Source organism: Micromonospora sp. NPDC093243, from assembly GCF_044753725.1.
GTDB lineage: Bacteria > Actinomycetota > Actinomycetes > Mycobacteriales > Micromonosporaceae > Micromonospora.
Map to the genome: position 1 here is coordinate 445,021 of NZ_JBIVNT010000001.1, position 26,029 is coordinate 471,049.

21 protein-coding genes and 1 pseudogene are annotated in these 26,029 nt (G+C 72.5%); 13 read left to right on the forward strand and 9 right to left on the reverse strand.

Annotated features, from left to right (window positions below; translation table 11 throughout):
• Nucleotides 1-354: 354 nt before the first annotated feature.
• Nucleotides 355-1,554, reverse strand: a complete 1,200-nt coding sequence (locus tag ACIP9D_RS02095; RefSeq protein WP_350870037.1) for an ROK family transcriptional regulator — start codon at nucleotides 1,552-1,554, stop codon at nucleotides 355-357.
• A gap of 239 nt (nucleotides 1,555-1,793) precedes the next feature.
• Here ACIP9D_RS02095 and ACIP9D_RS02100 point away from each other — a divergent pair, with 239 nt between their 5' ends.
• The 6 genes from ACIP9D_RS02100 (at nucleotide 1,794) to ACIP9D_RS02125 (ending at nucleotide 8,617) form a co-directional block, all read left to right on the forward strand.
• The gene (locus ACIP9D_RS02100) at nucleotides 1,794-3,092 is read left to right on the forward strand and encodes a sugar ABC transporter substrate-binding protein (protein WP_350870039.1); all 1,299 of its coding nucleotides are present in this window, start codon (nucleotides 1,794-1,796) and stop codon (nucleotides 3,090-3,092) included.
• Nucleotides 3,093-3,165: 73 nt separating this feature from the next.
• A complete protein-coding gene (locus ACIP9D_RS02105; protein WP_350870042.1) occupies nucleotides 3,166-4,155 on the forward strand; it encodes a sugar ABC transporter permease in 990 nt (329 codons plus the stop codon).
• Nucleotides 4,148-4,987 carry a carbohydrate ABC transporter permease gene (locus ACIP9D_RS02110; RefSeq protein ID WP_350870045.1) on the forward strand — a complete coding sequence of 280 codons (840 nt, stop codon included), beginning with the start codon at nucleotides 4,148-4,150 and terminating at the stop codon, nucleotides 4,985-4,987. The genes ACIP9D_RS02105 and ACIP9D_RS02110 overlap by 8 nt, the downstream gene beginning before the upstream one ends.
• Nucleotides 4,988-5,016: 29 nt before the next feature.
• The gene (locus ACIP9D_RS02115) at nucleotides 5,017-6,393 is read left to right on the forward strand and encodes a GH1 family beta-glucosidase (RefSeq protein ID WP_350870048.1); all 1,377 of its coding nucleotides are present in this window, start codon (nucleotides 5,017-5,019) and stop codon (nucleotides 6,391-6,393) included.
• 135 nt (nucleotides 6,394-6,528) lie between these two features.
• Nucleotides 6,529-7,218, forward strand: a complete 690-nt coding sequence (locus ACIP9D_RS02120; protein ID WP_350870050.1) for a TMEM175 family protein — start codon at nucleotides 6,529-6,531, stop codon at nucleotides 7,216-7,218.
• 166 nt (nucleotides 7,219-7,384) lie between these two features.
• Nucleotides 7,385-8,617, forward strand: coding sequence for a family 16 glycosylhydrolase (locus tag ACIP9D_RS02125; protein ID WP_350870053.1), 1,233 nt, complete (start codon nucleotides 7,385-7,387; stop codon nucleotides 8,615-8,617).
• Nucleotides 8,618-8,665: 48 nt separating this feature from the next.
• On the opposite strand, the gene ACIP9D_RS02130 is transcribed toward ACIP9D_RS02125, so the two are convergent.
• Entirely contained in the window at nucleotides 8,666-9,304 is a 639-nt protein-coding gene (locus ACIP9D_RS02130) for a nucleotidyltransferase family protein (RefSeq protein ID WP_350870056.1), read from the reverse strand.
• Nucleotides 9,305-9,376: 72 nt separating this feature from the next.
• On the opposite strand from ACIP9D_RS02130, the gene ACIP9D_RS02135 reads away from it, so the two are divergent.
• The 5 genes from ACIP9D_RS02135 to ACIP9D_RS02155 are packed head-to-tail and all read left to right on the forward strand — an operon-like array spanning nucleotide 9,377 to nucleotide 14,045.
• Nucleotides 9,377-9,928, forward strand: a complete 552-nt coding sequence (locus tag ACIP9D_RS02135) for a 2Fe-2S iron-sulfur cluster-binding protein (protein WP_350870059.1) — start codon at nucleotides 9,377-9,379, stop codon at nucleotides 9,926-9,928.
• Complete coding sequence (locus ACIP9D_RS02140) at nucleotides 9,925-10,914, forward strand: xanthine dehydrogenase family protein subunit M (protein WP_350870061.1); 990 nt, start codon at nucleotides 9,925-9,927, stop codon at nucleotides 10,912-10,914. The genes ACIP9D_RS02135 and ACIP9D_RS02140 overlap by 4 nt, the downstream gene beginning before the upstream one ends.
• Entirely contained in the window at nucleotides 10,911-13,007 is a 2,097-nt protein-coding gene (locus ACIP9D_RS02145) for a xanthine dehydrogenase family protein molybdopterin-binding subunit (RefSeq protein WP_350870063.1), read from the forward strand. The genes ACIP9D_RS02140 and ACIP9D_RS02145 overlap by 4 nt, the downstream gene beginning before the upstream one ends.
• A gap of 28 nt (nucleotides 13,008-13,035) precedes the next feature.
• Complete coding sequence (locus tag ACIP9D_RS02150) at nucleotides 13,036-13,407, forward strand: metalloregulator ArsR/SmtB family transcription factor (RefSeq protein WP_350870064.1); 372 nt, start codon at nucleotides 13,036-13,038, stop codon at nucleotides 13,405-13,407.
• Nucleotides 13,404-14,045 (forward strand): SRPBCC family protein, encoded by a 642-nt coding sequence (locus ACIP9D_RS02155; RefSeq protein WP_350870065.1) that lies wholly within the window; start codon nucleotides 13,404-13,406, stop codon nucleotides 14,043-14,045. The genes ACIP9D_RS02150 and ACIP9D_RS02155 overlap by 4 nt, the downstream gene beginning before the upstream one ends.
• 188 nt (nucleotides 14,046-14,233) lie before the next feature.
• Here the strand turns inward: ACIP9D_RS02155 and ACIP9D_RS02160 are convergent.
• Nucleotides 14,234-14,339: pseudogene (locus ACIP9D_RS02160) on the reverse strand (ADP-ribosylation/crystallin J1); the annotation flags it as partial.
• A gap of 308 nt (nucleotides 14,340-14,647) precedes the next feature.
• On the opposite strand from ACIP9D_RS02160, the gene ACIP9D_RS02165 reads away from it, so the two are divergent.
• Nucleotides 14,648-15,163, forward strand: coding sequence for an NUDIX domain-containing protein (locus ACIP9D_RS02165; RefSeq protein WP_350870067.1), 516 nt, complete (start codon nucleotides 14,648-14,650; stop codon nucleotides 15,161-15,163).
• Between the two features lie 84 nt (nucleotides 15,164-15,247).
• Here ACIP9D_RS02165 and ACIP9D_RS02170 read toward each other — a convergent pair whose 3' ends face one another.
• The 6 genes from ACIP9D_RS02170 to ACIP9D_RS02195 form a co-directional block, all read right to left on the reverse strand.
• Nucleotides 15,248-16,600 (reverse strand): putative sulfate exporter family transporter, encoded by a 1,353-nt coding sequence (locus tag ACIP9D_RS02170; RefSeq protein ID WP_350870069.1) that lies wholly within the window; start codon nucleotides 16,598-16,600, stop codon nucleotides 15,248-15,250.
• Nucleotides 16,600-16,746, reverse strand: a complete 147-nt coding sequence (locus ACIP9D_RS02175; RefSeq protein WP_350870070.1) for a hypothetical protein — start codon at nucleotides 16,744-16,746, stop codon at nucleotides 16,600-16,602. The genes ACIP9D_RS02170 and ACIP9D_RS02175 overlap by 1 nt, the downstream gene beginning before the upstream one ends.
• 546 nt (nucleotides 16,747-17,292) lie before the next feature.
• A complete protein-coding gene (locus ACIP9D_RS02180; protein ID WP_350870072.1) occupies nucleotides 17,293-18,342 on the reverse strand; it encodes an aldo/keto reductase in 1,050 nt (349 codons plus the stop codon).
• A gap of 114 nt (nucleotides 18,343-18,456) precedes the next feature.
• Complete coding sequence (locus ACIP9D_RS02185; RefSeq protein WP_350871103.1) at nucleotides 18,457-20,412, reverse strand: ABC transporter ATP-binding protein; 1,956 nt, start codon at nucleotides 20,410-20,412, stop codon at nucleotides 18,457-18,459.
• A gap of 113 nt (nucleotides 20,413-20,525) precedes the next feature.
• Complete coding sequence (locus ACIP9D_RS02190; protein ID WP_350870074.1) at nucleotides 20,526-21,965, reverse strand: ATP-binding protein; 1,440 nt, start codon at nucleotides 21,963-21,965, stop codon at nucleotides 20,526-20,528.
• Entirely contained in the window at nucleotides 21,962-23,620 is a 1,659-nt protein-coding gene (locus tag ACIP9D_RS02195; protein WP_350870076.1) for an FAD-dependent oxidoreductase, read from the reverse strand. The genes ACIP9D_RS02190 and ACIP9D_RS02195 overlap by 4 nt, the downstream gene beginning before the upstream one ends.
• A 168-nt stretch (nucleotides 23,621-23,788) precedes the next feature.
• Between ACIP9D_RS02195 and ACIP9D_RS02200 the strand changes: the two genes are divergently transcribed.
• Nucleotides 23,789-26,020, forward strand: coding sequence for a hypothetical protein (locus tag ACIP9D_RS02200; protein ID WP_350870079.1), 2,232 nt, complete (start codon nucleotides 23,789-23,791; stop codon nucleotides 26,018-26,020).
• The last annotated feature ends 9 nt before the right edge of the window (nucleotides 26,021-26,029 follow it).

The following is a 26,029-nucleotide window of genomic DNA, read 5'->3' on the forward strand; positions in this document are numbered from 1 at the left end:
GGCCCACCCCCGTTGCCCTCCCCACCCCGCTGCCTGCCTTCCCTCCCGCTTCCCCCGCCCCCCCGCTTCCCTTCCGCCCCTTCCCGCTCCGCTCCCCTCCCTGACGCGGGGCGCCGAATATCACCACGCCGAGGACGCCGACATCACCGGCGCGGTGGGCGGACAGGTAGGGGGATGTTCATATTTGGAGCAGTTCGACAGCGGCGACGACGCCCTTGCCTGCTCCGACCGTGGGCGATGACAGCGCTGGTTCGTCTCGGCGAAGGCACGCGGCAGCGGTGACGGTGGCCGTGGCGACAGCGGCAGCGGCAGCGGCAGCGGAGGCAGTGGTGGTGGTGGTGGTGGTGCCGGCGGTCAGCGGCGCACGCCGCCGTCGCCGAGGAACCGGGCGATGGGCAGCGTGGCCGCGCCGAGCGCGACCGCGTCCACGCCGAGCCGGCACAGTTCGATCGAGGCCTGCTCGTACGGCTGGCGCAGCGCCTGCCGACCGGCGGCCTCGCGGACCGCGGGCAGCAGCTCACCGAGAGCCATCGCCGTCCAACCGCCCAGCACCACCCGTTCCGGGTTGAACAGGTTGATCAGGTTGGCCACCCCGGCGCCCAGGTAGGCGGCCGTCTCGTCGAGCACCCGACGGGCGGTGGCCGATGTCGCCGCGGCGTCGAGCAGGGCGGCCACCTGGGACTCCTCGTCCTCGCCGGGCACCGGGCGGCCCCGGCGCGCCTCCCGGTAACGATCGATGATCGCCTCCGCGCCGACGTACGCCTCCAGGCAGCCACGGGCGCCGCACCGGCACGGCCGGCCGCCGTAGACCAGGGTGGTGTGCCCCCACTCCCCCGCGCTGCTGGACGCGCCCCGGTAGGTGACGCCGCCGGCCACCACGGCCGCCCCGACCCCTGAGCCGACCAGGGCGAAGACCGCGTGCCGGGCGCCCCGGCCGGCACCGAACCACATCTCGGCCTGGCCGAGCGTCTTGGCGCCGTTGTCGATGTGCAGTGGCAGGTCGGTCCCGGCGCTGATCAGCCGCTCCAGCGGCACCCGGTCCCAGCCTAGGGCCTGGGCGTGCACCACCGCCTGCGCGCCCTGCTCGACCACTCCGGAGACCCCGATCCCGACGCCGAGCACGTCGGCCGGGGCGACGTCGGCCTCGCCGGTCACCGCGTCGATCCCGGCCAGCACGTGCCCGGCGACCACGGCCGGCTCGGTGCGGGCCGGGTCGAGCGGGTACTCCACGCTGGCCAACAGGGTCATCACGAAGTCGAAGAGCTCGACCCGGACCCGGGTCTCCCCCACGTCCACCCCGATCACGAACGCGAACCGGGGCGCGACCCGCAGCATCATGCTGGGCCGACCGCCGTCGGACTCGGCGGCGCCGGCCTCGACGACCAGCCCCTCCTCGATCAGGTCGCCCACCACGTTGCTCACGGCCGGCTGGCTCAGGCCCGTGCTGCGGACCAGGTCCTGGCGGGTCAGCGGACCATCGAGGAAGAGCTTGGTCAGCAGGGCGGACCGGTTGCGCAGCCGGACGCTCCGGTTGGTGGCTCGCGCCAGCTCCACTCGTCACCTCGATCCCGTCGGTCGTCCGAGGCACTGTAACTGCCCCGTGCTTGACGACCCACTGGACAACCACTTTAATGACGACATTCATTAAGCCGTGATATAACTCCCGGGAAACGCCGGTGGACTCCCGCCGACGCCACCCGGAACTCCGTCCGCCCCGGCCGGCCACCCCGTCGCCCCCACCCCTTCGACGGCAGCGCCGGCGGACCTCCACCACTGCACCGGAAGGGCTGATCGTGTCGACGAGACGACACCTCGGGATATTCGCCGCCGCCGTCCTGGCGGCCACCACGCTGAGCGCGTGCGGCGGCTCCGGCGACGACGCCGGCTCCGCCAAGACGCTTACCTACTGGGCCAGCAACCAGGGCGCCAGCCTGGAGGCCGACAAGGCCACCCTCCAGCCGGAGCTGGACAAGTTCGAGAAGCAGACCGGCATCAAGGTCAACCTTGAGGTGGTCCCCTGGTCGGACCTGCTCAACCGGCTGCTCGCCGCCGCCACCTCGGGCCAGGGCCCGGACGTGGTGAACATCGGCAACACCTGGTCGGCATCGCTGCAGGCCACCGGCGCGCTGGTCGAGTTCGACGACGCCACCCTGCAGGCCGTCGGCGGCAAGGACCGGATCGTGCCCGCCGCGCTCGCCGCCGCCGGCGCCCCCGGCAAGCCGCCGGCCGCCGTGCCGCTCTACAGCATGGCGTACAGCCTGTACTACAACAAGAAGGCGTTCGCCGACGCCGGCATCACGGCGCCGCCGACCACCTGGGAGCAGCTCGCCGAGTACGGCAAGAAGCTGACCACCGGCGGCAAGTGGGGCCTGGCGATCGAGGGGGCCAACCCGTCGGAGAACGCCCACCACGCGTTCACCTTCAGCCAGCAGTACGGCGGTGAGTGGTTCGACTCGGCCGGCAAGCCGACCTTCGACACCCCGCAGAACGTCGCGGCGATCAAGCGGTACGTCGACTTCATGGCCGCCGACAAGATCACCAACCCGAGCAACGCCGAGTACGCGCAGAACCAGTCGGTCTCCGACTTCGCCAACGGCAAGGCCGCCATGCTGCTCTGGCAGTCCGCCGGTTCCAACCTGAAGACGCAGAACATGGCCGCCGACGCGTACGGCATCGCGCCGGTGCCGTTCATGGCCAGCCCGCCGGCCGGCGGCAAGAAGGTCAACAGCATGGTCGCCGGCATCAACATGGCGATCTTCAAGCACACCAAGAACAAGGACGCGTCGCTGAGCTTCGTGAAGTTCATGACCAGCGACGAGGAGCAGACCATCCTCAACAAGACGTACGGCTCGCTGCCCGCGGTGAAGACCGCCGGCTCCGACCCGGCGTTCACCGCCCCGGAGCAGAAGGTCATCCAGGAGACCCTGGGCACCACCGCCGCCCCGTTGCCCCAGGTGCCGGACGAGAGCACGTTCGAGACCCTCGTCGGCACCGCCATCAAGGAGCTCTTCGCCGACGCGGCCGGCGGCAAGCCGGTCACCGAGGAGTCCGTGAAGAAGAAGCTGACCGACGCGCAGCAGAAGATGCGCTGACCTGGCGTCATCGGTGGCCGTGGCCGGGCGCTCGACCGGCCCGGTCGCGGCCACCACCTGCGAAAGGACCCTGATGGCAACCAGCACCACCGCGCCGGGCGCGGCTCGCCGGCGCGAACCCGGGGCCGCAACACCGCCCGACCGCCCCCGGCGGCCCCGCCGCCCGCGGCGCTCGCTCCTGCCGTACCTGCTGCTCGCCCCGGCCATCGTGCTGGAACTCGCCATCCACGTGATCCCGATGGTCGTCGGGGTCTGGATGAGCATGCTGGAGCTGACCCAGTTCCAGATCCGCAACTGGTCAACCGCCCCGTTCGTCGGGCTGGAGAACTACCGGGCGACGCTCGACTTCAACAGCGCCGCCGGCCGCGAACTGCTGCACTCGTTCTGGATCACGCTGGTCTACACCCTGCTCTCGGTGGGGCTGGCCTGGCTGCTCGGGATGGCCGGCGCGGTCGTCCTGCAACGGCCGTTCCGGGGCCGGGCGATCCTGCGGGCGCTCTTCCTCACCCCGTACGCGCTGCCGGTCTACACCGCCGTGATCACCTGGAGCTTCCTGCTCCAGCGCGACACCGGCCTGGTCAACCACGTCCTGGTCGACCAGCTCGGGCTGCTGAACGAGCGCCCGTTTTGGCTGATCGGCGACAACAGCTTCTGGTCGTTGCTGGTGGTGTCGGTCTGGCGGAACTGGCCGTTCGCGTTCCTCTGCCTGATGGCCGGGCTGCAGAACGTCCCGGGCGAGATGTACGAGGCGGCGGCGATCGACGGCGCCGGGTTCTGGCGGCGGCTGCGCTCGGTCACCCTGCCGATGCTGCGGCCGGTCAACCTGGTCCTGCTGCTGGTGCTCTTCCTCTGGACGTTCAACGACTTCAACACCCCGTACGTGCTCTTCGGTGGCTCCGCCCCGGAGCAGGCCGACCTGATCTCCATCCACATCTACCGCAGCTCCTTCAAGACCTGGGACTTCGGGTCCGGCTCGGCGATGTCGGTGGCGCTGCTGCTGTTCCTGCTGGTCGTCTCGGCCGGCTACCTGCTGATCACGAACCGCCGGAGGGACCATGCGTGAGACCGCCGGTGAGCGCTGGGGCCGGCGGATCGTGCTGACCCTGCTCACCCTCTTCGTCGTCATCCCGCTCTACGTGATGGTCACCTCGGCGGCCAAGCCGTTGCAGGACGTGCAGAACGGCTTCACCTGGTGGCCGAGCCGGCCGACGTTGCAGCCGTTCATCGACATGTGGAGCACCGTTCCGCTGGCCCGCTATCTGGTGAACAGCCTGATCGTGTCGAGCATCGCCGCGGTCTGCTCGGTGGCGGTGGCGATCTTCGCCGCGTTCGCGGTGAGCCGCTACCGGTTCCGCGGCCGCGGGATCTTCTCGGTGACCGTGCTCTCCACCCAGATGTTTCCCGGCATCCTCTTCCTGCTGCCGCTCTTCCTCATCTACGTCAACCTCGGCAACGCCACCGGGATCGAGCTGTACGCCAGCCGTACCGGACTGGTCATCACGTACCTGACCTTCTCGCTGCCGTTCTCGATCTGGATGCTGGTCGGCTACTTCGACTCCATTCCCCGTGGACTGGACGAGGCGGCCCAGGTCGACGGCGCCGGCCCGTTCCGGACCCTGTTCCGGGTGATCCTGCCGGCCGCCGTGCCCGGCGTGGTCGCGGTGACCGTGTACGCGTTCATGACCGCCTGGGGTGAGGTGCTGTTCGCCTCGGTGATGACCGACGAGGGCAGCCGCACCCTGGCGGTCGGCCTCCAGGGCTACTCGACCCAGTTCAACGTCTACTGGAACCAGATCATGGCCGCGTCGCTGGTGGTCAGCATCCCGGTCGTCGCCGGGTTCCTGGCCCTGCAGCGCTACTTCGTCGCCGGCCTGACCGCTGGCGCGGTCAAGTGAGCAATTCCACCGCTAAGGAGAACCAACCCGTGCCGGACCTGTCCAAGCTGCCGCCCGACTTCCTCTGGGGTGTCGCCACCGCGGCGTACCAGATCGAGGGTGCCGTCGACGTCGACGGGCGGTCGCCGTCCATCTGGGACACCTTCTCGGCGATCCCCGGCAACGTCGACAACGGCGACACCGGCGCGGTCGCCTGCGACCACTACCACCGCTGGCCGGAGGACATGACGCTGCTGCGCCGGTTGGGGGTGGACGCGTACCGGTTCTCGGTGGCCTGGCCGCGGGTGCTGCCCCAGGGCGTCGGCCAGGTGAACGCCGCCGGGCTCGACTTCTACGACCGGCTGGTCGACCGCCTGCTGGCCGACGGCATCCGGCCGTTCGTCACGCTCTACCACTGGGACCTGCCACAGGCCCTGCAGGACGCCGGCGGCTGGCCGCAGCGCTCCACCGCGGAGGCGTTCGCCGACTACGCCGCGGTCGTCGCCGCCCGCCTCGGCGACCGGGTCACCGACTGGAACACGGTCAACGAGCCGCTCTGCGTCTCCTGGATCGGGCACCTGGAGGGCCGGATGGCCCCCGGCGACCGGGACCTCACCCGGGCGGTGCACACCTCGCACCACACGCTGCTCGGGCACGGGTTGGCCACCCAGGCGGTGCGGGCGAACGCGGCCCGGCCCGCCTCGGTCGGGCTGGTGCTCAACCTCAGCCCGATCGAGCCGGCGTCGGACCGGCCGGAGGACGTGGCGGCGGCCCGGCGGATGGACGGTCACGTCAACCGCTGGTGGCTGGACCCGGTACACGGGCGCGGCTATCCCGCCGACATGGTCGAGACGTACGGCGTCGAGCCGCCGGTGCGCGGCGACGACCTGGCCGTGATCGCCACGCCCACCGACTTCCTCGGGGTGAACTACTACTTCCGCCAGGTGGTGACCGACGATCCGGCCGGTCCGCCGCCGCACGCCCGGCAGGTGCCGGTGCCCGGCTCGGTGGAGACGGCGATGGGCTGGGAGATGTACCCGGCCGGGCTGGAGCAACTGCTGGTGGCGGTCAGCGAGGAGTACCGGCCCGGGAAGATCATTGTCACCGAGAGCGGCTCCGCGTGGCATGACGAGGTCACCGCGGAGGGCGCCGTGGAGGACAAGGAGCGCACCGACCACCTGGAGCAGCACCTGGCCGCCTGCGCCGCCGCGGTCGCCCGGGGAGTACCGCTCGCCGGCTACTTCGTCTGGTCGCTGCTGGACAACTTCGAGTGGGCGTACGGGTACGACAAGCGCTTCGGCCTGGTGCACGTGGACTACGCCACCCAGCGGCGGACGGTCAAGGCCAGCGGTTACCGCTACGCCGAGCTGATCCGTGCCCACCAGCGGCTCTCCGGTGCGACCGGAGCCGCCGCGCCGGTGAGCTGAGAGCGGGCCGACGGGGCCCGGGATCCCTGGGTGCCGCGCCGGGCGGCACCCAGGGCCCGACCCGATACCGGCCTCGCCGGTCGCGATCGGACGAACCGCCGCCCGGCCCGGCCCGGCTGCCGATAACCTGCGGCAGTGAGCGCAGCAGCAGAGCAGTCCGGGCCGACTGACGAGGGGCTCAGGATGTCGGAGACCGACCGGGTGAAGGCGTTCAGCGACGGGGTGTTCGCCATCGTCATCACGTTGCTGGTGCTGGAGCTGCGGGTACCGGAATACCACCACGGCGACCTGCTGGCCGCCCTCGGCCACGAGGGCCCGTCCTACCTGGCGTTCGTGGTCTCCTTCGCCTACATCGGAGTGATCTGGCTCAACCACCACGCGCTGCTGCGACTGATCCGCGGGACCACCCTGGCGCTCAACTGGATCAACCTCGGCATCCTTTTCGGCGCGGTGATCATCCCGTTCCCCACCGCGGTGCTGGCCTCCGCGTTCGCCGAAGGCGACACCGCCGACCAGCGGGCGGCCGTGGCGTTGTACGCCGCGTCCGCGGCCCTGATGTCCGCGCCCTGGCTGCTCTTCTTCGGCTATCTGCACCGCCGCCCGGCGCTGCTGGCGTCCGGCGTCGACGTCGCGCACGCCCGCGCGCAGCGCGCCCGCCCGATCACCGGGCTGCTCCTGTACGGGCTGGCCGGCCTGCTCGGCTGGTTCGTCGATCCCGTGCTCGGGCTGGTCGGCATCATCGTCATGATCGCTTATCACGCGCTCACCAGCGAGGGCCTGCGCGCCGGCCCGCTCGGGCGACTCGTCGGTGGGCGTCGCCGCTAGACCCGGCGGCCCGGAGGGCCGGAGAGCGCTCTCTTGACACTGTTCCAACCGGTGAATAGATTGTTAATTGTCAATCTCCCCGGTGTCTTCACAGTTTCTCATCCGGTTGGTACGCCGAGGCGGGGCCGAGGTCCGGGGACAATCCGAGACCGCAGGGAGGCTTCCCGTGCGCAGAATTCGCGCCATCGCCGCGCTCGCCATCGCCGGCGTGGGGCTCAGCGTCGCGCTCACCGCGACCACCGAGGCTCCCGCCGCGGCCACGCCCGGCGCGGTGACCTGGTCCGACGACTTCAACGGGGCGGCCGGCTCAGCGCCGGACGCCAGCAAGTGGCGCTACGACATCGGTGGCGGCGGCTGGGGCAACAACGAGCTGCAGTACTACACCAACAGCACCCGCAACGCGGCGCTGGACGGTAACGGCAACCTGGTGATCACTGCCCGGCGGGAAAACCCGAGCAACTTCTCCTGCTGGTACGGCAGCTGCCAGTACACCTCGGCCCGGTTGCTCACCGCGGGCACGTTCGCTCAGGCGTACGGGCGGTTCGAGGCGCGCATCAAGATCCCCCGAGGACAGGGGATCTGGCCGGCCTTCTGGATGCTCGGCACCAGCAGCAACAACTGGCCCGACCGGGGCGAGATCGACATCATGGAGAACGTCGGCTACGAGCCGTCCACCGTGCACGGCACGCTGCACGGGCCGGGTTACTCGGGCGGCAACGCGGTCGGCGCCCAGACCTCGCTGCCCGGCGGCCAGGCGCTCGCCGACGCGTTCCACACCTACACCATCGACTGGGCGCCGGACTCGATCACCTGGTACCTCGACGGCGTGCAGTACTCCCGCAAGACCCCGGCCGACCTGCGCGGCAACCGGTGGGTCTTCGACCACCCGTTCTTCATGATCATGAACGTCGCGGTCGGCGGGAACTGGCCCGGCTCGCCCGACGGGAGCACGGTCTTCCCGCAGACGATGACGGTCGACTACGTCCGGGTGCAGGCCTGGGACACCGGCGGCGGAGGCGGCATCGGCGCGCCTATCGTCGGCATCGGCAACAAGTGTGTCGACGTGGCCGGGGCCAACAGCGCCAACGGCACAGCGGTGCAGCTCTGGACCTGCAACGGCACCACCGCGCAGCGCTGGACCTGGGCCGGCGACGGTTCGGTGCGGGCGCTGGGCAAGTGCCTCGACGTGGCCAGCGGCGGCACGGCCAACGGGACCAGGGTCCAGCTCTGGGACTGCAACGGCAGCGGGGCACAGCGCTGGGTCTTCTCCGCCGCCGGTGACATCGTCAATCCCCAGGCCAACAAGTGCCTCGACGCCACCGGCATGAGCTCCGCCGACGGCACCCGCCTCCAGATCTGGGACTGCACCGGCAGCGCCAACCAAAAGTGGCGCCGCTGACCCCTCCCCCACCGCGTTGATCATGCAGTTGTGGTGCCTGGCCCAGCCTCATTCGCGGCTTTCGTTCGGCACCACAACTGCATGATCGCCGGGAAGGGCGGCGGGAAGGGCGGCGGCGCGGGCCAGGTCGTGCGGGGTGTCCAGGTCGAGGGGGTGGCCGGCGTCGTCGCAGGGCACCCGGGCGACCAGGTCGGGGCGGGCCCGTAGCAGGTCGCGGGCGCCCCGGTCGCCGGTGGCGTAGCGGTCCAGCAGCGGCCAGCTGGCGCGGCCCAGCAGCACGGGGTGTCCGGGCCGGCCGGCGTAGGTGGCCGTCGCGACGGTGGCGCCGGCGGCGTGCGCGGCCCGGACCCGGCGTACCGCGGCCGGGGTGAGCAGCGGCTGGTCGACCAGCACCACCACGGCGGCGGCCACCCACTCGGGCATCGAGGCCAGGCCGCTGCGCAGGGAGAGGCCCATCCCCCGCTGCCAGTCGAGGTTGTGAACCAGCTCGACATCGGGCAGCGCGGGCAGTTCGTCGGCGCCGGCGCCCACCACCACGTGTACCGGCGCGCAGCCACCCGCCCGCAGCAGCCGCACCGCCCGTCGTACCAGCGGCTCGCCGCGGTACTCGACCAGCGCCTTCGGGCGACCGAACCGGCGGCCGGCCCCGGCGGCGAGCAGCAGACCCGCCACACTCTCGTCCCGCACCCGGCCTCCCCCCTTCCGGGAGCGTCCTGCCGGATTTCTCCCGCTTAGACCCGGTAAAGCTACTATGAACCGGTGCAGGAGGGGACCGGGAACGCCGCGACGGCTGACGACGGGCGCTCGTCCCGGGTCGCCCTCACCATCAACGGCACCCGGCGCGAGCTGACCCTGGACAACCGCACCACCTTGCTCGACGCGCTGCGCGAGAAGCTGGGCCTGATCGGTGCGAAGAAGGGCTGCGACCACGGCCAGTGCGGCTCCTGCACGGTGCTGCTCGACGGCCGGCGGGTGAAGAGCTGCCTGATCTTCGCGGTCACCCTGGACGGCTGCTCGGTGCTCACCGTGGAGGGGCTGGCCGGTCCGGACGGCCTCTCCCCGTTGCAGGAGGCATTCATCGCGCAGGATGCGTTCCAGTGCGGCTACTGCACGCCCGGGCAGCTCTGCTCGGCCCGGGGAATGCTCGACGAGGTCGCCGAGAACTGGCCGAGCGCGGTCAGCGACGACCTCACCGGCCCGGTACGGCTGACCGAGGCGGAGGTCCGCGAACGGATGAGCGGCAATCTGTGCCGGTGCGCGGCGTACCCGCACATCGTCGCCGCGGTGATCGAGTCGGCGGCGTCCCGGTGAGGGCGTTCCGCTACCGCCGGCCGGCCGACGTGGCCGAGGCCGTGGCGCTGCTCGGCGCGGACCCGGAGGCGGCGTACCTGGCCGGCGGGACGAACCTGGTGGACCTCATGAAGCTCGGCGTGCAGCGACCCGACCTGCTGGTCGACGTGGGCCGGCTGCCGCTCGACGGAATCGAGGAACTGCCCGACGGCGGGCTGCGCGTAGGCGCGACCGCCCGCAACAGCGACCTGGCCGCGCACCCGGTGGTCCGCCGGGACTACCCGGTGCTCGCCCGCGCGCTGCTCGCCGCCGCCTCCGGCCAGCTGCGCAACATGGCGACCACCGGCGGCAACCTGTTGCAGCGCACCCGGTGCGTCTACTTCCAGGACACCGCCAAGGCGTGCAACAAGCGCGAGCCCGGCACCGGTTGCGCGGCCCGGCAGGGGCAGAACCGCGACCTGGCCATCCTGGACTGGTCCGAGCAGTGTGTGGCCACCCATCCGTCGGACCTGGCGGTCGCGCTCGCCGCGTTGGACGCGGTCGTGGAGGTCGTCGAGGTCGGCGGAGCACGTGAGGTGCCGGTCACCGAGCTGCACCGGTCACCGGGTGAGCATCCCGAGCGGGAGACGACCCTCCCCCGCGGCGCGCTGATCACCGGCGTCCGGATCCCGCCGCTGCCGGCCGCCCGCCGCTCGGCGTACCTCAAGGTGCGCGACCGCGCCTCGTTCGCCTTCGCGGTCGGCTCGGTGGCCGCGGTGCTCGACCTGGACGCCGGCGTGGTGCGCGACGTACGACTGGCCTACGGCGCGGTGGCGCACCGGCCCTGGCGGGCCTACCGGGCCGAGGCGGAACTGCGCGGCCGCCCGTTCACGCCGGAGCTTGCCGCGCTGGCCGCCGACGCCGAGCTGAACGCGGCCCGTCCGTTGCGGCACAACGGGTTCAAGGTGCCGCTGGTGCGCGCCATCACCGTCCGCGCGCTGACCGAGCTGGCAGAGTCGGGCGCATGAGCACCGGCGCGGTGGGCCGGGCGCATCCCCGCCTGGAGGGCCCGGAGAAGGTCACCGGCACCGCGCGGTACGCCGTCGAGTACCCGGTGGACGACGTGACGTACGGGTGGGCGGTGCCGGCGGCCGCGGTGCGCGGCCGGATCACCCGGATAGACCCGGACCCGGCCCTCGCCGTGCCCGGCGTGCTCGCGGTGCTGCACCACGGCAACGCGCCCCGGCTCGCGCCGGACGTCGACTCGGAGCTGTACCTGCTCCAGGATCCGGTTGTGCACTACCGTGGCCAGCTGATCGCGGTGGTCATGGCGGAGAGCATCGAGGCGGCCCGGGAAGGGGCCCGGCTGGTCCGGATCGAGTACGACACCGAGCCGCACAGCACGGTCCTCACCGCCGACCACCCCGGCCTCTACCGCCCGGACAAGGTCAACCCGAACTATCCGACGGACACCGCCGAGGGGGACTTCGACGCCCGGTTCGCCGCCGCCGAGGTGCAGGTGGACGCGACCTACCGGACGCCGGCGTACCACAACAACCCGATGGAGCCGCACGCCACGACGGCGCAGTGGCGCGACGGGCACCTGCTGGTGCACGACTCCAACCAGGGCTCGACGCCGGTGCAGGTCTCGCTGTCCGAGCTCTTCCGGATCCCCAGGGAGTCGGTCCGGGTAATCAACGAACACGTCGGCGGCGGGTTCGGCAGCAAGGGATCTCCGAAGGCCGCCGTGGTGCTCGCCGCGATGGCGGCCCAGCACGTCGGCCGGCCGGTACGGCTCGCCCTGACCCGCCAGCAGATCTTCGGACCGGTCGGCTACCGCACCCCGACCATCCAGCGGGTCCGGCTCGGCGCGGACGCCGACGGCCGGATCGCCGCGATCTGCCACGACGCGATCAGCCAGACCTCGATGATCACCGAGTTCGCCGAGCAGACCGCGGTCTACACCCGCAGCATGTACGCCGGCCCGCACCGGCGCACCACCCACCGCCTGGCGCGGCTGGACGTGCCGACGCCGTTCTGGATGCGGGCACCGGGCGAGTGCCCGGGGGCGTACGCCCTGGAGTCGGCGATGGACGAGCTGGCCACGGCGTGCGGGGTGGACCCGGTCGAGCTGCGGATCCGCAACGATCCGGCGGTCGACCCGGACCAGGGCCACCCGTTCAGCAGCCGTAACCTCGTCGCCTGCCTCACCGAGGGCGCCCTGCGGTTCGGCTGGGCCGAGCGCAACCCACGACCGTGCGCCCGGCGCGAGGGCAGGTGGATGATCGGCACCGGCGTGGCCGGCTCCAGCTACCCGGCCCGGGCGCGGGCCGCCGCCGCCACCGCGACCGCCCTGCCCGACGGGAGCTACCTGGTCCGGATCAACGCCGCCGACATCGGCACCGGCGCCCGGACGGCCCTGTGGCAGGTGGCCACGGACGCGCTCGGCGTCCCGCCGGAGCGGGTCCGGATCCTCGTCGGCGACAGCGATCTGCCGCCCGCCGGCGTCGCGGGCGGCTCGATGGGGACCTCGTCGTGGAGCTGGGCGGTGGTACGTGCCTGCCAGGGGTTGCGCGACCAGCTCGCGCACCACTCCGGCGAGCTGCCGGCCGACGGGCTGACCGTCGAGGCGAGCACCGCGGACGAGGTGAGGGCCCAGCGGCCCCTGGCCCGCTACGCCTACGGCGCACAGTTCGCCGAGGTCCGAGTGGACGCCGACACCGGCGAGGTCCGGGTCAGCCGGCTGTTGGGGGTCTTCGCCGCCGGCCAGGTGGTCAACCCCACGACCGCGCGCAGCCAGCTCATCGGCGGCATGACCATGGGCCTGTCCATGGCGCTGCACGAGGAGGGTGTGCTCGACGAGCGGTACGGCGACTGGGTCAACCACGACCTGGCCACGTACCACATCACCGGCTGCGCGGACGTCGAGCGGATCGAGGCGTACTGGGTGCCGGAGGAGGACTCGGAGCTGAACCCGTCCGGGGTGAAGGGCATCGGCGAGATCGGAATCGTCGGCACGGCGGCGGCGATCGCCAACGCGGTGCGGCACGCGACCGGCGTCCGGGTACGTGACCTGCCGATCCGCCTCGACAAGTTGCTCGGTGCTTCAGACTTGGCTTAATTAAGCTTCGGCTGATATAACTCTTCGGGTGCACGCCTTCGATGTGCTGGGCGACCCCGTCCGGCGCCGGATCCTCGAACTGCTCGCCGAGGGCGAGACGACCGCCGGCGCCCTCAGCGCGGTGGTCCAGCGCGAGTTCGGCATCTCCCAGCCGGCCGTCTCGCAGCACCTCAAGGTGCTGCGGGACAACGGTTTCGCCACCGTCCGGCCGGAGGGGACGCGGCGGCTCTACGCGGTCGACCCGCGGCCGCTACGCGACGTCGACCAGTGGCTCGACCACTTCCGCCGGTTCTGGGCCCCGCCGTTGGCCGCACTGGCCACCGAACTCGCCCGCGGCAAGCGCGAACGGCGGCTGCGCGAGCAATCCACCGACTCCACCGAAGAGCAGGGAGAACGATGATGGACGTGACCGAGCAGATCAACGCCGTCCGCCGCCAGGTCGGCAGCCGCACGCTGGAAGCCGGCGAGGCCCGCGTGAGCACGCTCAGCCAGACGTACGACGCGCCACTCGAGGACGTCTGGGACGCCTGCACCAACGTCGAACGCATCCCCCGCTGGTTCATGCCGATCTCCGGTGACCTGCGGCTGAACGGCCGCTACGAGTTGCAGGGCAACGCCAGCGGCACCGTCGAACGGTGCGACCCGCCCAACAGCTTCGCCGCCACCTGGGAGTTCGGCGGCGAGGTGAGCTGGATCGAGGTCCGGTTCACCGCGCTCGACGGCGACCGGACCCGCTTCGAACTCGACCACATCGCGCACGTCGACGACGACCGGTGGGCCCAGTTCGGCCCCGGCGCGGTCGGCGTCGGCTGGGACCTGGCCCTGCTCGGCCTCGCCTCGTACCTGGCCGGGGACGGCTCCGGGGTCTCGCCGGAGGAGGCCGAGGCCTGGTCGGTCTCCGACGAGGGGCGGCGGTTCATCACGGCCAGCAGTGAACTCTGGGGCGAGGCGAGCGTCGCCGCCGGCACCGATCCCGAGGCCGCCCGCGGCGCCACCGACCGCACCACCGCCTTCTACACCGGCGTCCCGGCCGCCTGACCCGGCGCGCCCCGCGCCGGACCCGCTCGGTGCGGCGCGCAGTGATCGACTCCATCTCGCCGACGTGGCGGTATCCCGGGCTCCCGGATACCGCCACATCGGCGACCTGGAGTTGATCTCATCCCGGCGGGTCCGCCTTCGCCGCTGCGCGGAACTCGCGCACCACCTCGATCGGGCCGACGATGTGCCGGTTGGTCGGGCAGCCGAGGCGGGCCACGCGCGCCAGCCTGACGCCGCCACCAGCGCCAGCTCCTCCGGCCCCGTGGGTCGCCACAGCGTGATCGTCTCCGACATCTCGCCCTCCCCCGTCCCGGGGAGGCTGTCGACGGCGCGCTCGGGTGGTCCAACCCTTTCGTTCCCGGTCGGTACACCGTGGCCGCGACGAAGAATGCCCGTGCCCCGGCCACGGTCTCGTTGATCGACTCGGGTTCAGGGAAGTCGGGCCGTCCGGGTCACGTGACAGCCCGACGTCAGGTAAGCCGAGTGGACCTTGGGCGCCCGCCGACTGTCCGACCCGGAGCGCACGGCGGTCGCGCTCACGTCGGCCGGCCAGATGACCGGGAGCGGCGGCGCGGGACGGGGCGCGGGTAACGTGCTGCGGCATGACCGGTGCGCCGTACTCCCACTGCTCGTTCTGCGGGTCCGCGTACCCGGCGGCGGCCGGCTGGCCGCGGGTCTGCCCGGTCTGCGGGCAGACGGTCTGGCGCAATCCGCTGCCGGTCTCGGTGGCGGTGCTGCCGGTGCGCACCGCCGCCGGCCTCGGCGTGGTCGTCGTACGCCGGGACATCGAGCCGGCCCGGGGCCAGCTCGCCCTTCCGGGCGGCTTCATCGAGTACGGCGAGGAGTGGAACGAGGCGCTGGTCCGGGAGTTGCGCGAGGAGACCGGCCTGCTCGCCGCGGCGGAGGACGCGACGCTCTTCGCGGTGCACGGCGCGCCCGCCGGCGGCACGATGATGGTCTTCGGCGTGCTGCCCGAGCAGCGCGCCGAGCAGTTGCCGCCGTCGGCGCCCACCGAGGAGGCGACCGAGTGGCTGGTGCTCACCGAGCCGACCGAGCTCGCCTTCTCCACGCACACCCGGGTGCTGGCTGATTTCCTCGCCGCCCAGGTCGCCGGCTGACCGTCGAGCCCGACGGGCCGTGCGGGCGGGCCCGGAGCCGCCGGGTGCCCGGGCACGGCGTGCGGCCCTGGGCACCCGGCGTGATCAGGCGGCGAAGTCGCGGAACAGCAGCGAAGCCAGGCCGAGGGCGAGCAGCAGGTTGAACACGGTGGCGCTGGCGAAGACGGCCACCGGCCGCCAGCCGGCCTCCCGCAGCGCGGTCACCCGCACCTCGAGGCCGATGCTCACGAAGGCCAGGATCAGGAACCACACCCGCAGGTCGTTGACGACCGCGATGGTGGCTTTGCCGTCCGAGCCGGCCGCGTCGAGGTACCAGGTGGCGATCACCGACGCGGCGATGAACCCGAGCACGAACTTCGGGAACCGGTGCCACAGCTCGACCAGCTTCGGCCGGGCCGCACCCGCTTGACGCTCGACCCGCAGGGTGAAGTACGCGGTGAGGGCCACCGCCACCACGCCCATCAGCGCGTTCTGGGTGACCTTGACGATGCTGGCGATCTGCAGCGCCTCCTCGCCGGCGAGCGCCCCGGCCGCGGTCACCGCCGCCGTGGTGTCGATGTTGCCGCCGATCCAGGCACCGGCCACCGCCGGCTCCAGCCCGAGCACGTCGGCCAGCCAGGGCAGGATGAAGATGGACGGCAACGCGAAGACGATGACCAGGCTGGCGGCGTAGGCCAGCTGCTCCCGCCGGGCGCGCACCGCCCCGGCGGCGGCGATCGCGGCGCTGACCCCGCAGATCGACACGGCGGAGGCGAGCAGCGCGCGCAGCTTGTCGTCCAGCCCGAGCCGGCCGGCGAGCCACCAGGTGAACAGGAACACCCCGCTGATCAGCAGAACCGCCTGGGCGATCGCGGGGCCGGCGGCGCTGGCTATGACCGCGAGGTTGATCGAGGCGCCGAGCAGGACGAGGCCGGTCTTGATGAAGAACTCGGTGCGGAACGCGGCGGCGATCCGGTCGCGTAGCCCGGACAGGGTGACCGCCGCGTTGCCGAGCAGACCGAGCACGATGGCGTAGACCGGGTACTCGATCGCGGCGGCGATGTCCTCCAGCGCGGTGCCCTCGGCGAAGACGGGCACGTTCTGTTCCAGGTAGCGGGTCAGCGCCGCCAGGCCGAGGACGATCAGCAGGCCGAGCCCCGTCCACGCCCAGAACGCGCCGGCGCGGGGGCCGGCCGGAACGAGCGGCGGCCCGGTCGGGTCGGGCCGGGTCTCGACAGCCTGGTCGGATCGGGCCTCGCCAGCCCGGTCCGTCGGACCGGGCCGACTCTCGACGGCCTGATCGGGCCGGGTTTCGACAGCGGCATCCGCCGCGGGAGTGGCGGCGTCGACCGCGGGAGTGGCGGCATCCGCCCTGGGAGTGGCGGGGTCGGCCGTGGGAGTGGCGGCCGCGTCGGTCGGGGCGCTCGGGTCCGTGGCGCGGGTGGCGTCGGTGGTCATCAGGGCACCAGCCCGGTGGGGATCACGCCGAGCAGGACCAGCCCGAGCAGGAGCAGGCCGAGGAGGGTGGCTGCCCAGTCCTCGTTGAGGGCGAAGCGGCTCTCGGGCGCGGTGGGTGGCGTGGACGGTGTTTCGTCGATGCTCATGAGGTCTTCCTTCGCGATTGCGGCAACGCAGGCGGCAGGGAGGGGAAGGCGGGGCAGGGGCGAGCCGTGGCGGTGGCCGGCTCGGGCCCGAGCGGGCCGGGTCGAGCCGGTGTAGGCCGAGCGGCAACCCGGCGGCGAGCCGAGCGGCGGCGCGGCGTCGAGCGAGCGAAGCGGCGTCAGCGAGCGGCGGCGCGGCGTCGAGCGAGCGAAGCGGCGTCAGCGAGCGGCGGCGCGGCGTCGAGCCGGGACGAAGCGGGATCTTCTCGGGACACCGCCCGGCGACCGGGGCCCTCGGGCAGCAGCGCCGCCGGGCCGGGCCGGCCGGGCGTGTCAGGCCGGCCGGGCGCCGGAGCCGGTACAGAGCCCGGAGGCGACCCGCATCAGGTCGACGACCCGGCGGGAGATGAGCAGCAGACCGATCGGCACGCACCCATATTCCTATTTAGCCGATAGGAATACAAGGCTCGCCCAGCATCCGGACAACCCGGAAAGCAAACGCGGGGCGGGTGGCGTACGCCACCCGCCCCGCTCGTCGCGGCCGAACCGTCAGGCCGCGGCGCGCTCGGCGACCGGACGCCGACGCCGGGCCGGATCGGTCAACGCCGGTGGACGCCAGACGCCGTCCGGGGCGTAGAGGTTCTCCCCGGGCGGCACGATCTCGTCGATCCGGTCGAGCGCCGCGTCATCGAGGGTGAGCGTGGCACCCGCGAGCAGCCCGTCGAGCTGGGCCATGGTGCGCGGTCCGATGATCACCGAGGTGACCGCCGGATGCGCGGCGGGAAAGGCCACCGCCAGCTCGGGCAGCGTGCAGCCCAGTCGCTCGGCCAGACCGGACAGTTCCTCGACCGCACGGTACTTGGCGGCGTTGCCCGGGATGGCCGGGTCGAAGCGGGCCGGCGTGAGGGCGGCCCGCCCACTGGTCAGGTCGACCGGCCGGCCGTCGCGGAACCGTCCGGAGAGGAAGCCCGAGGCGAGCGGGCTCCAGGTCAGTACGCCCATGCCGTAGCGCCGGCTGACCGGGAGCACGTCCGCCTCGACGCCCCGGGCCAGCAACGAGTACGGCGGTTGCTCGGTGCGGAAGCGGCCGAGCGCGCGCCGCTCGGAGACGTGCTGCGCCTCGACGATCTCCTCCGCCGGAAAGGTCGAGCAGCCGAAGGCGCGGATGGTGCCGGCGCGGACCAGGTCGGTGAGGGCGCCGAGGGTCTCCTCGACGTCGGTGGTGTGATCCGGGCGGTGGACCTGGTAGAGGTCGATCCAGTCGGTGCCCAGCCGGCGCAGGCTGTCCTGGACGGCGCGCATGATCCAGCGTCGGGAGTTGCCGCCGCGGTTGCGCCCCTCCCCCATCGGGAAGTGCACCTTGGTCGCGAGCACCACGTCATCCCGGCGCCCGCGCAGCGCCTTACCGACGATCACTTCGGACTCGCCGGCGGAGTACATGTCCGCGGTGTCCACGAGGTTGATCCCGCGGTCGAGGGCGGCGTGGATGATCCGGACACACTCGTCGTGGTCGGGGTTTCCCACCGAGCCGAACATCATCGTGCCGAGTGCGTGGACGCTCACCTCGATGCCGGTGCCGCCGAGAACGCGGTAACGCATGCCTGTGCTCCCTGCCGTCGATCGCACCGCGGCGAACCCGCCGCGGTGCGCCCACGCTAGGAGTTCGCGTGCACTGGAAGTCAACGCCGGACCGATGCCGCCGGGTCGGACGGGTCAGCGCGGTACACCCGGCTCGCCCTCGGGCGAACCGGCGAGGTAGCCGCTGGCCTGCAGTTCGAAGAGCTCGCGGTAGAGGCCACCGGCCGCCATCAGCTCGTCGTGGCTGCCCTGCTGGAGAAGGCGGCCCTGGTCCATAACGAAGATCCGGTCGGCGTGCCGGACGTTGGCGAGCCGGTGTGTGATCAGGACGACCGCCCGGTCCGGCCGGCGGCGCAGATGCTGGAAGAGCGCGTGCTCGGCCCGCGCGTCCAGCGCCGCCGAGGGCTCGTCGCAGATCAGCAGGGCGGCGTCGCGGTAGAGCCCGCGCGCGGCCACCAGCCGCTGCCACTGCCCGCCGGAGAGGTCCTGGCCGTTCTTGAACTCCCGGTCGAGCAGGGTGTCGTAGCCGTACGGCAGCCCGGCGATCATCTCGTGCGCGGCGGCGGAGCGGGCGGCGTCCTGCACGGTCGGTCCCGGCCGCCCCGGCTCCCGGTCGTGCCGTCCGATGCGGATGTTCTGCCCCGCCGTGAACGGGAACTTCCACCACTCCTGGGTCATCACCGCGACGTGCGCGCCGAGCAGCCGGGGATCCAACTCGGCGGCGTCCACTCCGTCCCAGCGCACCGCCCCGGCGGTCGGGCGGTAGAGGCCGGCGATGAGCTTGGCCAGCGTGGTCTTGCCCGAGCCGTTCTCGCCGACCAGCGCGACCACCTCGCCCCGGCGCACGCTCAGGCTGACCTCGTCGACGGCCGGCCGGTCGGTGTCCGGATAGTGCAGGCTCACCCGGTCGAGCGTGATCGCGTCGAACCCGTCGACCCGGCCGTCGCCGACGGTCGCGACGCGGCTCCGGGCCCGCTCCAGGAAGTCACGGTAGTCCTGGTAGTAGAGGGCGTCCTCGTAGAGCGAGTTGGTGGCGAGGACCGCGACGCCGAGACTGGTGCGCGCCGACTGGAGGGCGAGCAGCGCGGTGGCCGCCGCGGCGAGCGCCACCAGCCCACCGAGCAGCAGCGCGCCGAGGACGGCGTAGAGACCGAAGGTGGCCAGCCCGGCGATGCTCGCCCCGATCACCCGGGTGCCGGTCTGCGACCGGACCAGCCGCAGGTGGGCCCGGGTCTCGACGGCCATCATCGCCCGGTACTCGGAGAGCAGGAAGTCGCGCATCTGGTAGACGCGCACCTCGGCGGCGGTGTGCCGGTTGGCCATCAGGTGCGCGAGCATCGCCATCCGCCGGTGTCGGTTGATGCGGGCCAGCATGGCGAGGTACTGCCGGCGGGCCATCCGGACCGCGGTGACCGCCTGCGGCACCGCGGCGAGCAGCAGGCAGGGCAGCAGCACCGGCTGGATCACCGCCACCGCCGCGGCGGTGGCGAGCAGACCGACCACGCCCGTCACCAGGTTGACGGTGTGGTCCACGATGTACGCCGCTTCGGTCATCCCACGTTCGCGGGCCCGGTCCATCTCCTCGGCGAACCCGGCGTCGTCGAAGGCGGCCAGGTCGACGGCGGTGGTGGTCTCGAAGAGACGCAGCTCCACCGCGTAGTTGATCTGCGGGGTGAGCCGGGCCTGGGCCCAGCCCGCCGCGATCAGCAGGCCGCCACGGGCGAAGACGGCGACCGCGGCCACCAGCAGGGCCGGCAGCGCGGCCCGGACCCGGTCCGGGGTCGGGCCGACGGCGAACAGCTCACGCAGCACATTGGTGGTGGCGAGCAGGCCGAACGTGGTGAGCACCCCGGCGGCCACGTTCAGCCCGATCGAGGCGACCGTGTCCCGTCGACTGGCCGCCCAGGCCAGCGCCACCGCCTCGCGTACCAGCCGGGGCAGCCGGCGGGCCACCGCCCAGAAGCTGGTGTGCGCGAACTCGCTGGCGTGGTGCATCCAGGCGTAGTCCTCCAGCTCCGGGAGGACACCTGCGGCGTCGTCGGCCGACCGCTGGGGCGGGGGATCGCCGGACGGGGGACGCTGACGGGCCATCGACTCCACGGCGCCTCCTCTGGCGGCGGTATCGCCGGGAGCCTACGGTCCGCGACCGCGTCGTGTCTGCCTGTCATCGGCGTGTCGAACGACTGTGCCAACCGCGTGTCCGGTCAGGGCGTGGGCGGGTGCTCCGCGGTGAGCGGCAGCAGCACCCGGAAGGTGGTGTTGCCGGGCACGCTCTCCACCCGGATGTCGCCGTGGTGCTTGCGGACCACGATCCGGTACGAGATGTCCAGCCCGAGCCCGGTGCCGGAGCCGACCGGCTTGGTGGTGAAGAACGGCTCGAAGATGCGCGGGCGGACCTCCGGCGGGATGCCGGACCCGGTGTCGACGACCTCGACCGTGAGCTGGTCGCCGGAGCGTCCGGTCCGGACGGTCAGAGTGCCCTTCTCCCCCATCGCGCCGAGCGCGTTGTCGATCAGATTGGTCCAGACCTGGTTCAGCTCCGCCGCGTACGCCGGCACCGGCGGAAGGTCGCGGTCGTACTCCCGGACCAGCTTGACCCCGGCGGGGATCTTGGCCTTGAACATCACCAGCGTCGCGTCGAGCAGGTCGTGCACGTCGACCACCTGGAACGGCGCCCGGTCCAGCTGCGAGTACTGCTTGGCCGCGCCGACCAGGCCGGAGATCCGGGTGACCGCGTCGCCGATCTCCCGCATCAGCAGTTCGGTCTCCACCGTGTAGGTGAGCCAGCGCACGGCCGCCTCCAGGTCGGCCGGGCCGACATGGGCCTTCACCCGGGCCAGCCAGTCGATGTCGGCACCGCCGCCGACCAGGGTCGGCGCCAGGTCCCAGGGGCCGCCCACGCCGTGCTCGTCCAGCCAGTCGCTGAGCGCGTCCTCGGCGTCGGCGGCGGCCATCGGGCTCAGCTTCGGCGCGGCGGCCACCCGGGCCACCGCCTCCTCCTGCAACTCGACCAGGGCCTGCAGGCCCCGCCCGTCCAGCCGGCCATCGGCGATCATGGCGAGTTTGTGCCGCATGCCGGCCACCCGGTCGCGCAGCACCGAGGTGGCCCGCACCGCCGCCGCGGCGGGATTGTTCAGCTCGTGGGTCAGCCCCGCGGAGAGCGAACCGAGGGCGAGCAGCCGCTCCCGTTCGCCGACGATGGTCTGGCTGGCCCGCATGCCGACGAAGAGCCCCTCCAGCAGGTGCATCGCCATCGGGAACCAGGAGCGGACGGCCTCGGCGAAGCTCTCCGCCGGCAGCACGAAGAACTCCGAGTCGACGACCGCCCGCAGCGTGTTGCGGTAGAGCTGTTCGCTCTCGTCGTCCAGGTAGGCCTGGGTGGCCCCGCCGTACACCCCGCGCTGCTCGGTGCGGGTCACCTCCACCTCGTCGCCACCGACCAGGCGGGTCATCGTCACCACGCCGTGCAGCAGCACGAAGAAGCAGGTCGCCGCCTCGCCCTCGGCGTAGACGACGGTGCCGCCGGCGCGCTGCTCCACCCGACCGTGCTCGGCCAGCCAGGCCAACTGGTCGTCGTCGAGGGATTCGAACAGGAAGAGGCTGCGCAGCTGCTCCGGGCCCAGCCGGTCGGTCGGGGTGGTCACTGCGCCTCCAGGTAACGGTGCACGAGCGAGACGGCCATCGCGCCCTCGCCGACGGCGGACGCGACCCGCTTGACCGACTCGGCCCGCACGTCTCCGGCGGCGAAGACCCCCGGCAGGCTCGTCTCGAGGTGGTACGGGTCGCGTGTCAGCGACCAGCCCGGCGGCCGCTGCCCGCCGGTGACCAGGTCGGGGCCGGTGACGATGAAGCCGCGCGAGTCGCGTACCAGCACGCCGTCCAGCCAGTCGGTGCGCGGCTCCGCCCCGATGAAGATGAACAGCCAGGAGGTGTCGACGGTGCGCTGCTCGCCGGTGCGGGTGTCACAGAGGGTGAGTCGTTCCAGGTGGTCCCCGCCCGCGCCGGCGGCCACCCGCGTGTGCGGGTGCACGGTGATCCGGTCGATCCGGTCCAGCTGGTCGATCAGGTAGCGCGACATCGAGGCGGTGAGGTCCGCACCCCGGATCAGCAGGTGTACGCGGGCGGCGTACCGGGAGAAGTGCACCGCGGCCTGGCCGGCCGAGTTGGCCCCGCCCACGATGTAGACGTCCTGGTCGACGCAGCTCGGCGCCTCGGTGGCGGCGGAGCCGTAGAAGACTCCGCGACCGGTGAGCTCGGCCAGCCCGGGCGCGTCGAGCACGCGGTAGGAGACCCCGGTGGCCAGGACCACGGTGTGCGCGGCGATCTCGGTGCCGTCGCCGAAGCGCAGCAGTCGGGCCCCGCCGCCCTCGGTCAGGCCGACCACCTCCCGGGTCGTCAGCATCTCCGCGCCGAACTTCAACGCCTGCCGGCGGGCCCGGTCGGTGAGCTGTGCGCCGGAGACACCGTCGGGGAAGCCCAGGTAGTTCTCGATCCGGCTGCTCTGCCCGGCCTGACCGCCGGTGGCCCGGCGCTCCACCAGCACCGTGCGCAGACCCTCGGACGCGCCGTACACCGCCGAGCCGAGGCCGGCCGGACCGGCGCCGACCACCACCAGGTCGTAGAAGTCGGTGGTCGGTTCGACGGTGAGGCCGACCACGCCGGCCAACTCGGCCGGGGTGGGGCCGACCAGGGTCTTGCCGTCGGCGGTCACCACCAGGGGCACCTCGTCCTCGGTGGCGCCGGCCGCGGCCAGCAGCCGCGCCCCCTCCGGGTCGTCGGTGAGCAGCCAGCGGTACGGGATCAGGTTGCGGGCCAGGAAGTCGCGGACCTTGAACGACGGCGCGGACCAGCGGTGCCCGACCACCCGGATCTCGCTCAGCGCCGCGTCCGGGGTGGCCGCCCACGTCTCCAGCAGGCCGTCCACCACCGGATAGAGCTTCTCCTCCGGCGGGTGCCAGGGCTTGAGCAGGTAGTGGTCGAGGTCCACCACGTTGATCGCCTCGATCGCGGCGTCCGTGTCGGCGTACGCGGTGAGCAGCACCCGGCGGGCGGCCGGGAAGAGGTCCATCGCCGCCTCGAGGAACTCGATACCGGTCATCTCGGGCATCCGGTAGTCGGCCAGCAACAGCGCCACCCGCTCACCGCGCAGCTTGATCTCGCGCAGCGCCTCCAGCGCCTCCGGGCCCGACCCGGCCCGGACGATCCGGTAGCGCTCGCCGTAGCGACGACGGAGGTCACGGGCCACCGCCCGGGAGACCACCGGGTCGTCGTCGATGGTCAGGATCACCGGGTTCGCCATGGCGCCCATGAAACCACTCCCGCCACCGGGAACGCACCTGTCCCCCCACCTGCGGCGTCGGGCCGGGGCAGCCGCGACGGTTGGGCCGCGCCGGGGCGGGTAACCGGGGCCGGGCACCGGCCGGGCCGGGCGAGCGGTGCCGGTTGCCGTAGACACCTCGGGGGGCCGATGTCGGAGACGCCAGCGTCGTCGACCGGGCCGGCGACCTCCGGCGAGGTCGTGGAGCTGCGCGTGCACGGCGTCTCCGGTGCGGATGCCGCCCAAGTGCTGGACCGGCCGCACGCGCACCAGGTGGCCGGGGACCGCAACGGCGGATTCTTCCGGCCGCGCCCCGGCTACCCGGACAGCACCGGTCCGGACGGGCTGATCCCGGAGGCGTACCGCTGGAGCGACCTGCCGTCGGGGACCGCGGTGCGCACGCTGTCGCTGGTGTTCCTGCTGCCGTTCATGCTCTGCAACGTCGCGGTCTGGATGGGTCCGAAGCGGGGCGGCTCGCACCTCGCGATGAAGGTGCTCTGCCGGGTGCTCGGGCTCACCCTGACCGCGCTCTACGTGCTCACCGTCGTCGGAGTGGCGCTGGACATGGTGGCCTGGCGCTGCATGTCCAGCCCGAACTGTCTCTCCGGCCGCGACTGGCTGTCCTGGCTCGGTGGACAGCGGATGGGCCTGCGCCTGGCGGTGCTCGCGCTGGTGCCGGCGGCAGCCATCGGCGTGGTCTGGTGGCTCGGGGCTCGCCCCAGCCGGCCGTTCGCCGCCTTCCGCCCGTCCACCGCGGCCGGGTACAACGTGCACCAGCTCGGCGCGATCGGCCAGTGGGACGCGGGTCCGTTCGTCGGCCGGCTGCGCTCGATCCACGTCGCGGCCGCGTTCGCGACGTTGGACGCGAGCCTGCTGGCCGCCCGGGCCGGCTCGGGGGTCACCGTCGCCTGGGTCGTGCTGAGCGCCCTCGTCGGGGTGATCCTGGTGGCCTGCGTGGCGCTGGTCACCGCGCACCCGGTGATCGACCGGCCGGGCAGCGTCGCGGGCGTGGATCGGCTGACCCGGGGTCTTCGGACGGTCGCCGGCGTGTTGACCCTGCTGGTCGTGTTGTACATCCTGCTCGACCCGACGCCGTGGCCGCCGGCCGTCGGCCTGCCGCGCTACGGCGCGACGATGGCCTGGGTCTTCGTGGCTCAGACGGCGCTGCTGGGCGCCATCGGCCTCGTCGCGCTGCGCCAACCCGGTCGACGCGGCCCGTCGGTGCGGGGGCCGGGCGCACCGGCGGTCGCCGCCGTGGCCACCGGGCTGGCGGTGGCGTTCTCCGCCGAGCTGGTCTACCGGGTGTCGGACCTGCTCGACCGCGACAAGCCCACCGCCGACCACCTCGTGACCAGCCCACCGCTGGCGTTCAAGTGGGCGATCTTCGGGTTCCTGGTGGCGGTGGTCGGCACCGTGGCGGTCGGCTGCGTAACCACCGTCCTGTCCCACCGGGCCCGGATGCGGGTCGCCGCCGACATCGTCGCCCTCGACTTCCCGAACGCGCCACCGGAGGCGGAGCCCCGGCTGCGGCAGGTCCAGCGGACGATCGCCAAGGCCCGGTTCACCGAGCGGCTGGAGCCGCTCACCGTGGTCTATGCCTGCCTCATCGCGCTGGGTCTGGTGACCAGCGTCTTCGGGGTGATGGGGCGCTATCCGGCGGAACTCGCGCACCGCTTCGTGAGGATCCCCGGCGAAATGGTGAACTTCTTCATCGGGTTGGGCAGCTACGTGATCGCGGGGGTCCTGCTCGGCCTGGTGGTCGGCGGCATCTTCGCCTACCGGACCGCCGAGTTCCGTCGCTACGTCGGCGTCATCTGGGACCTGGGCACATTCTGGCCCCGTGCGGCCCATCCGTTCGCGCCGCCCTGCTACGCCGAACGCGCCGTGCCGGAGCTGGCCCGGCGGATCACCCATCTGGTCGGGCAGGGAAACCGGGTGCTGCTCTCCGGGCACAGCCACGGGTCGGTGCTGCTCGCCGCGACCGTGCTGCAACTGCCGGACGAGGTCGGCGACCGCGTCGCCCTGCTGACCTACGGCTCGCCGCTGCGCCGGCTCTACGCTCACCTCTTCCCCGCGTACATCAACGACGAGGTGCTGCGGGAGGTCGGGCGGCGGGTCGACTGGCGATGGATCAACATCTGGCGCGACACCGACCAGATCGGCGGCTGGATCTTCTCCCCGCACCGGAACGGCGAGCCGGCCCCGGCCGACGACCCGGCGGCTCAGGTCGACCGGCGGCAGATCGACCCGAGCGACGTGATGGTGCCGCCGGGTGAGAGCGTGCCGCCGCCGATCCTGGGCCACTGGCCGTGCGAGTCGGAGGACCGGTTCCTCGCCATGGTGCGGGAGCTGGTTCGCCGCCTCCGCGCCACCGGCGGCTGAGCGGCAGGT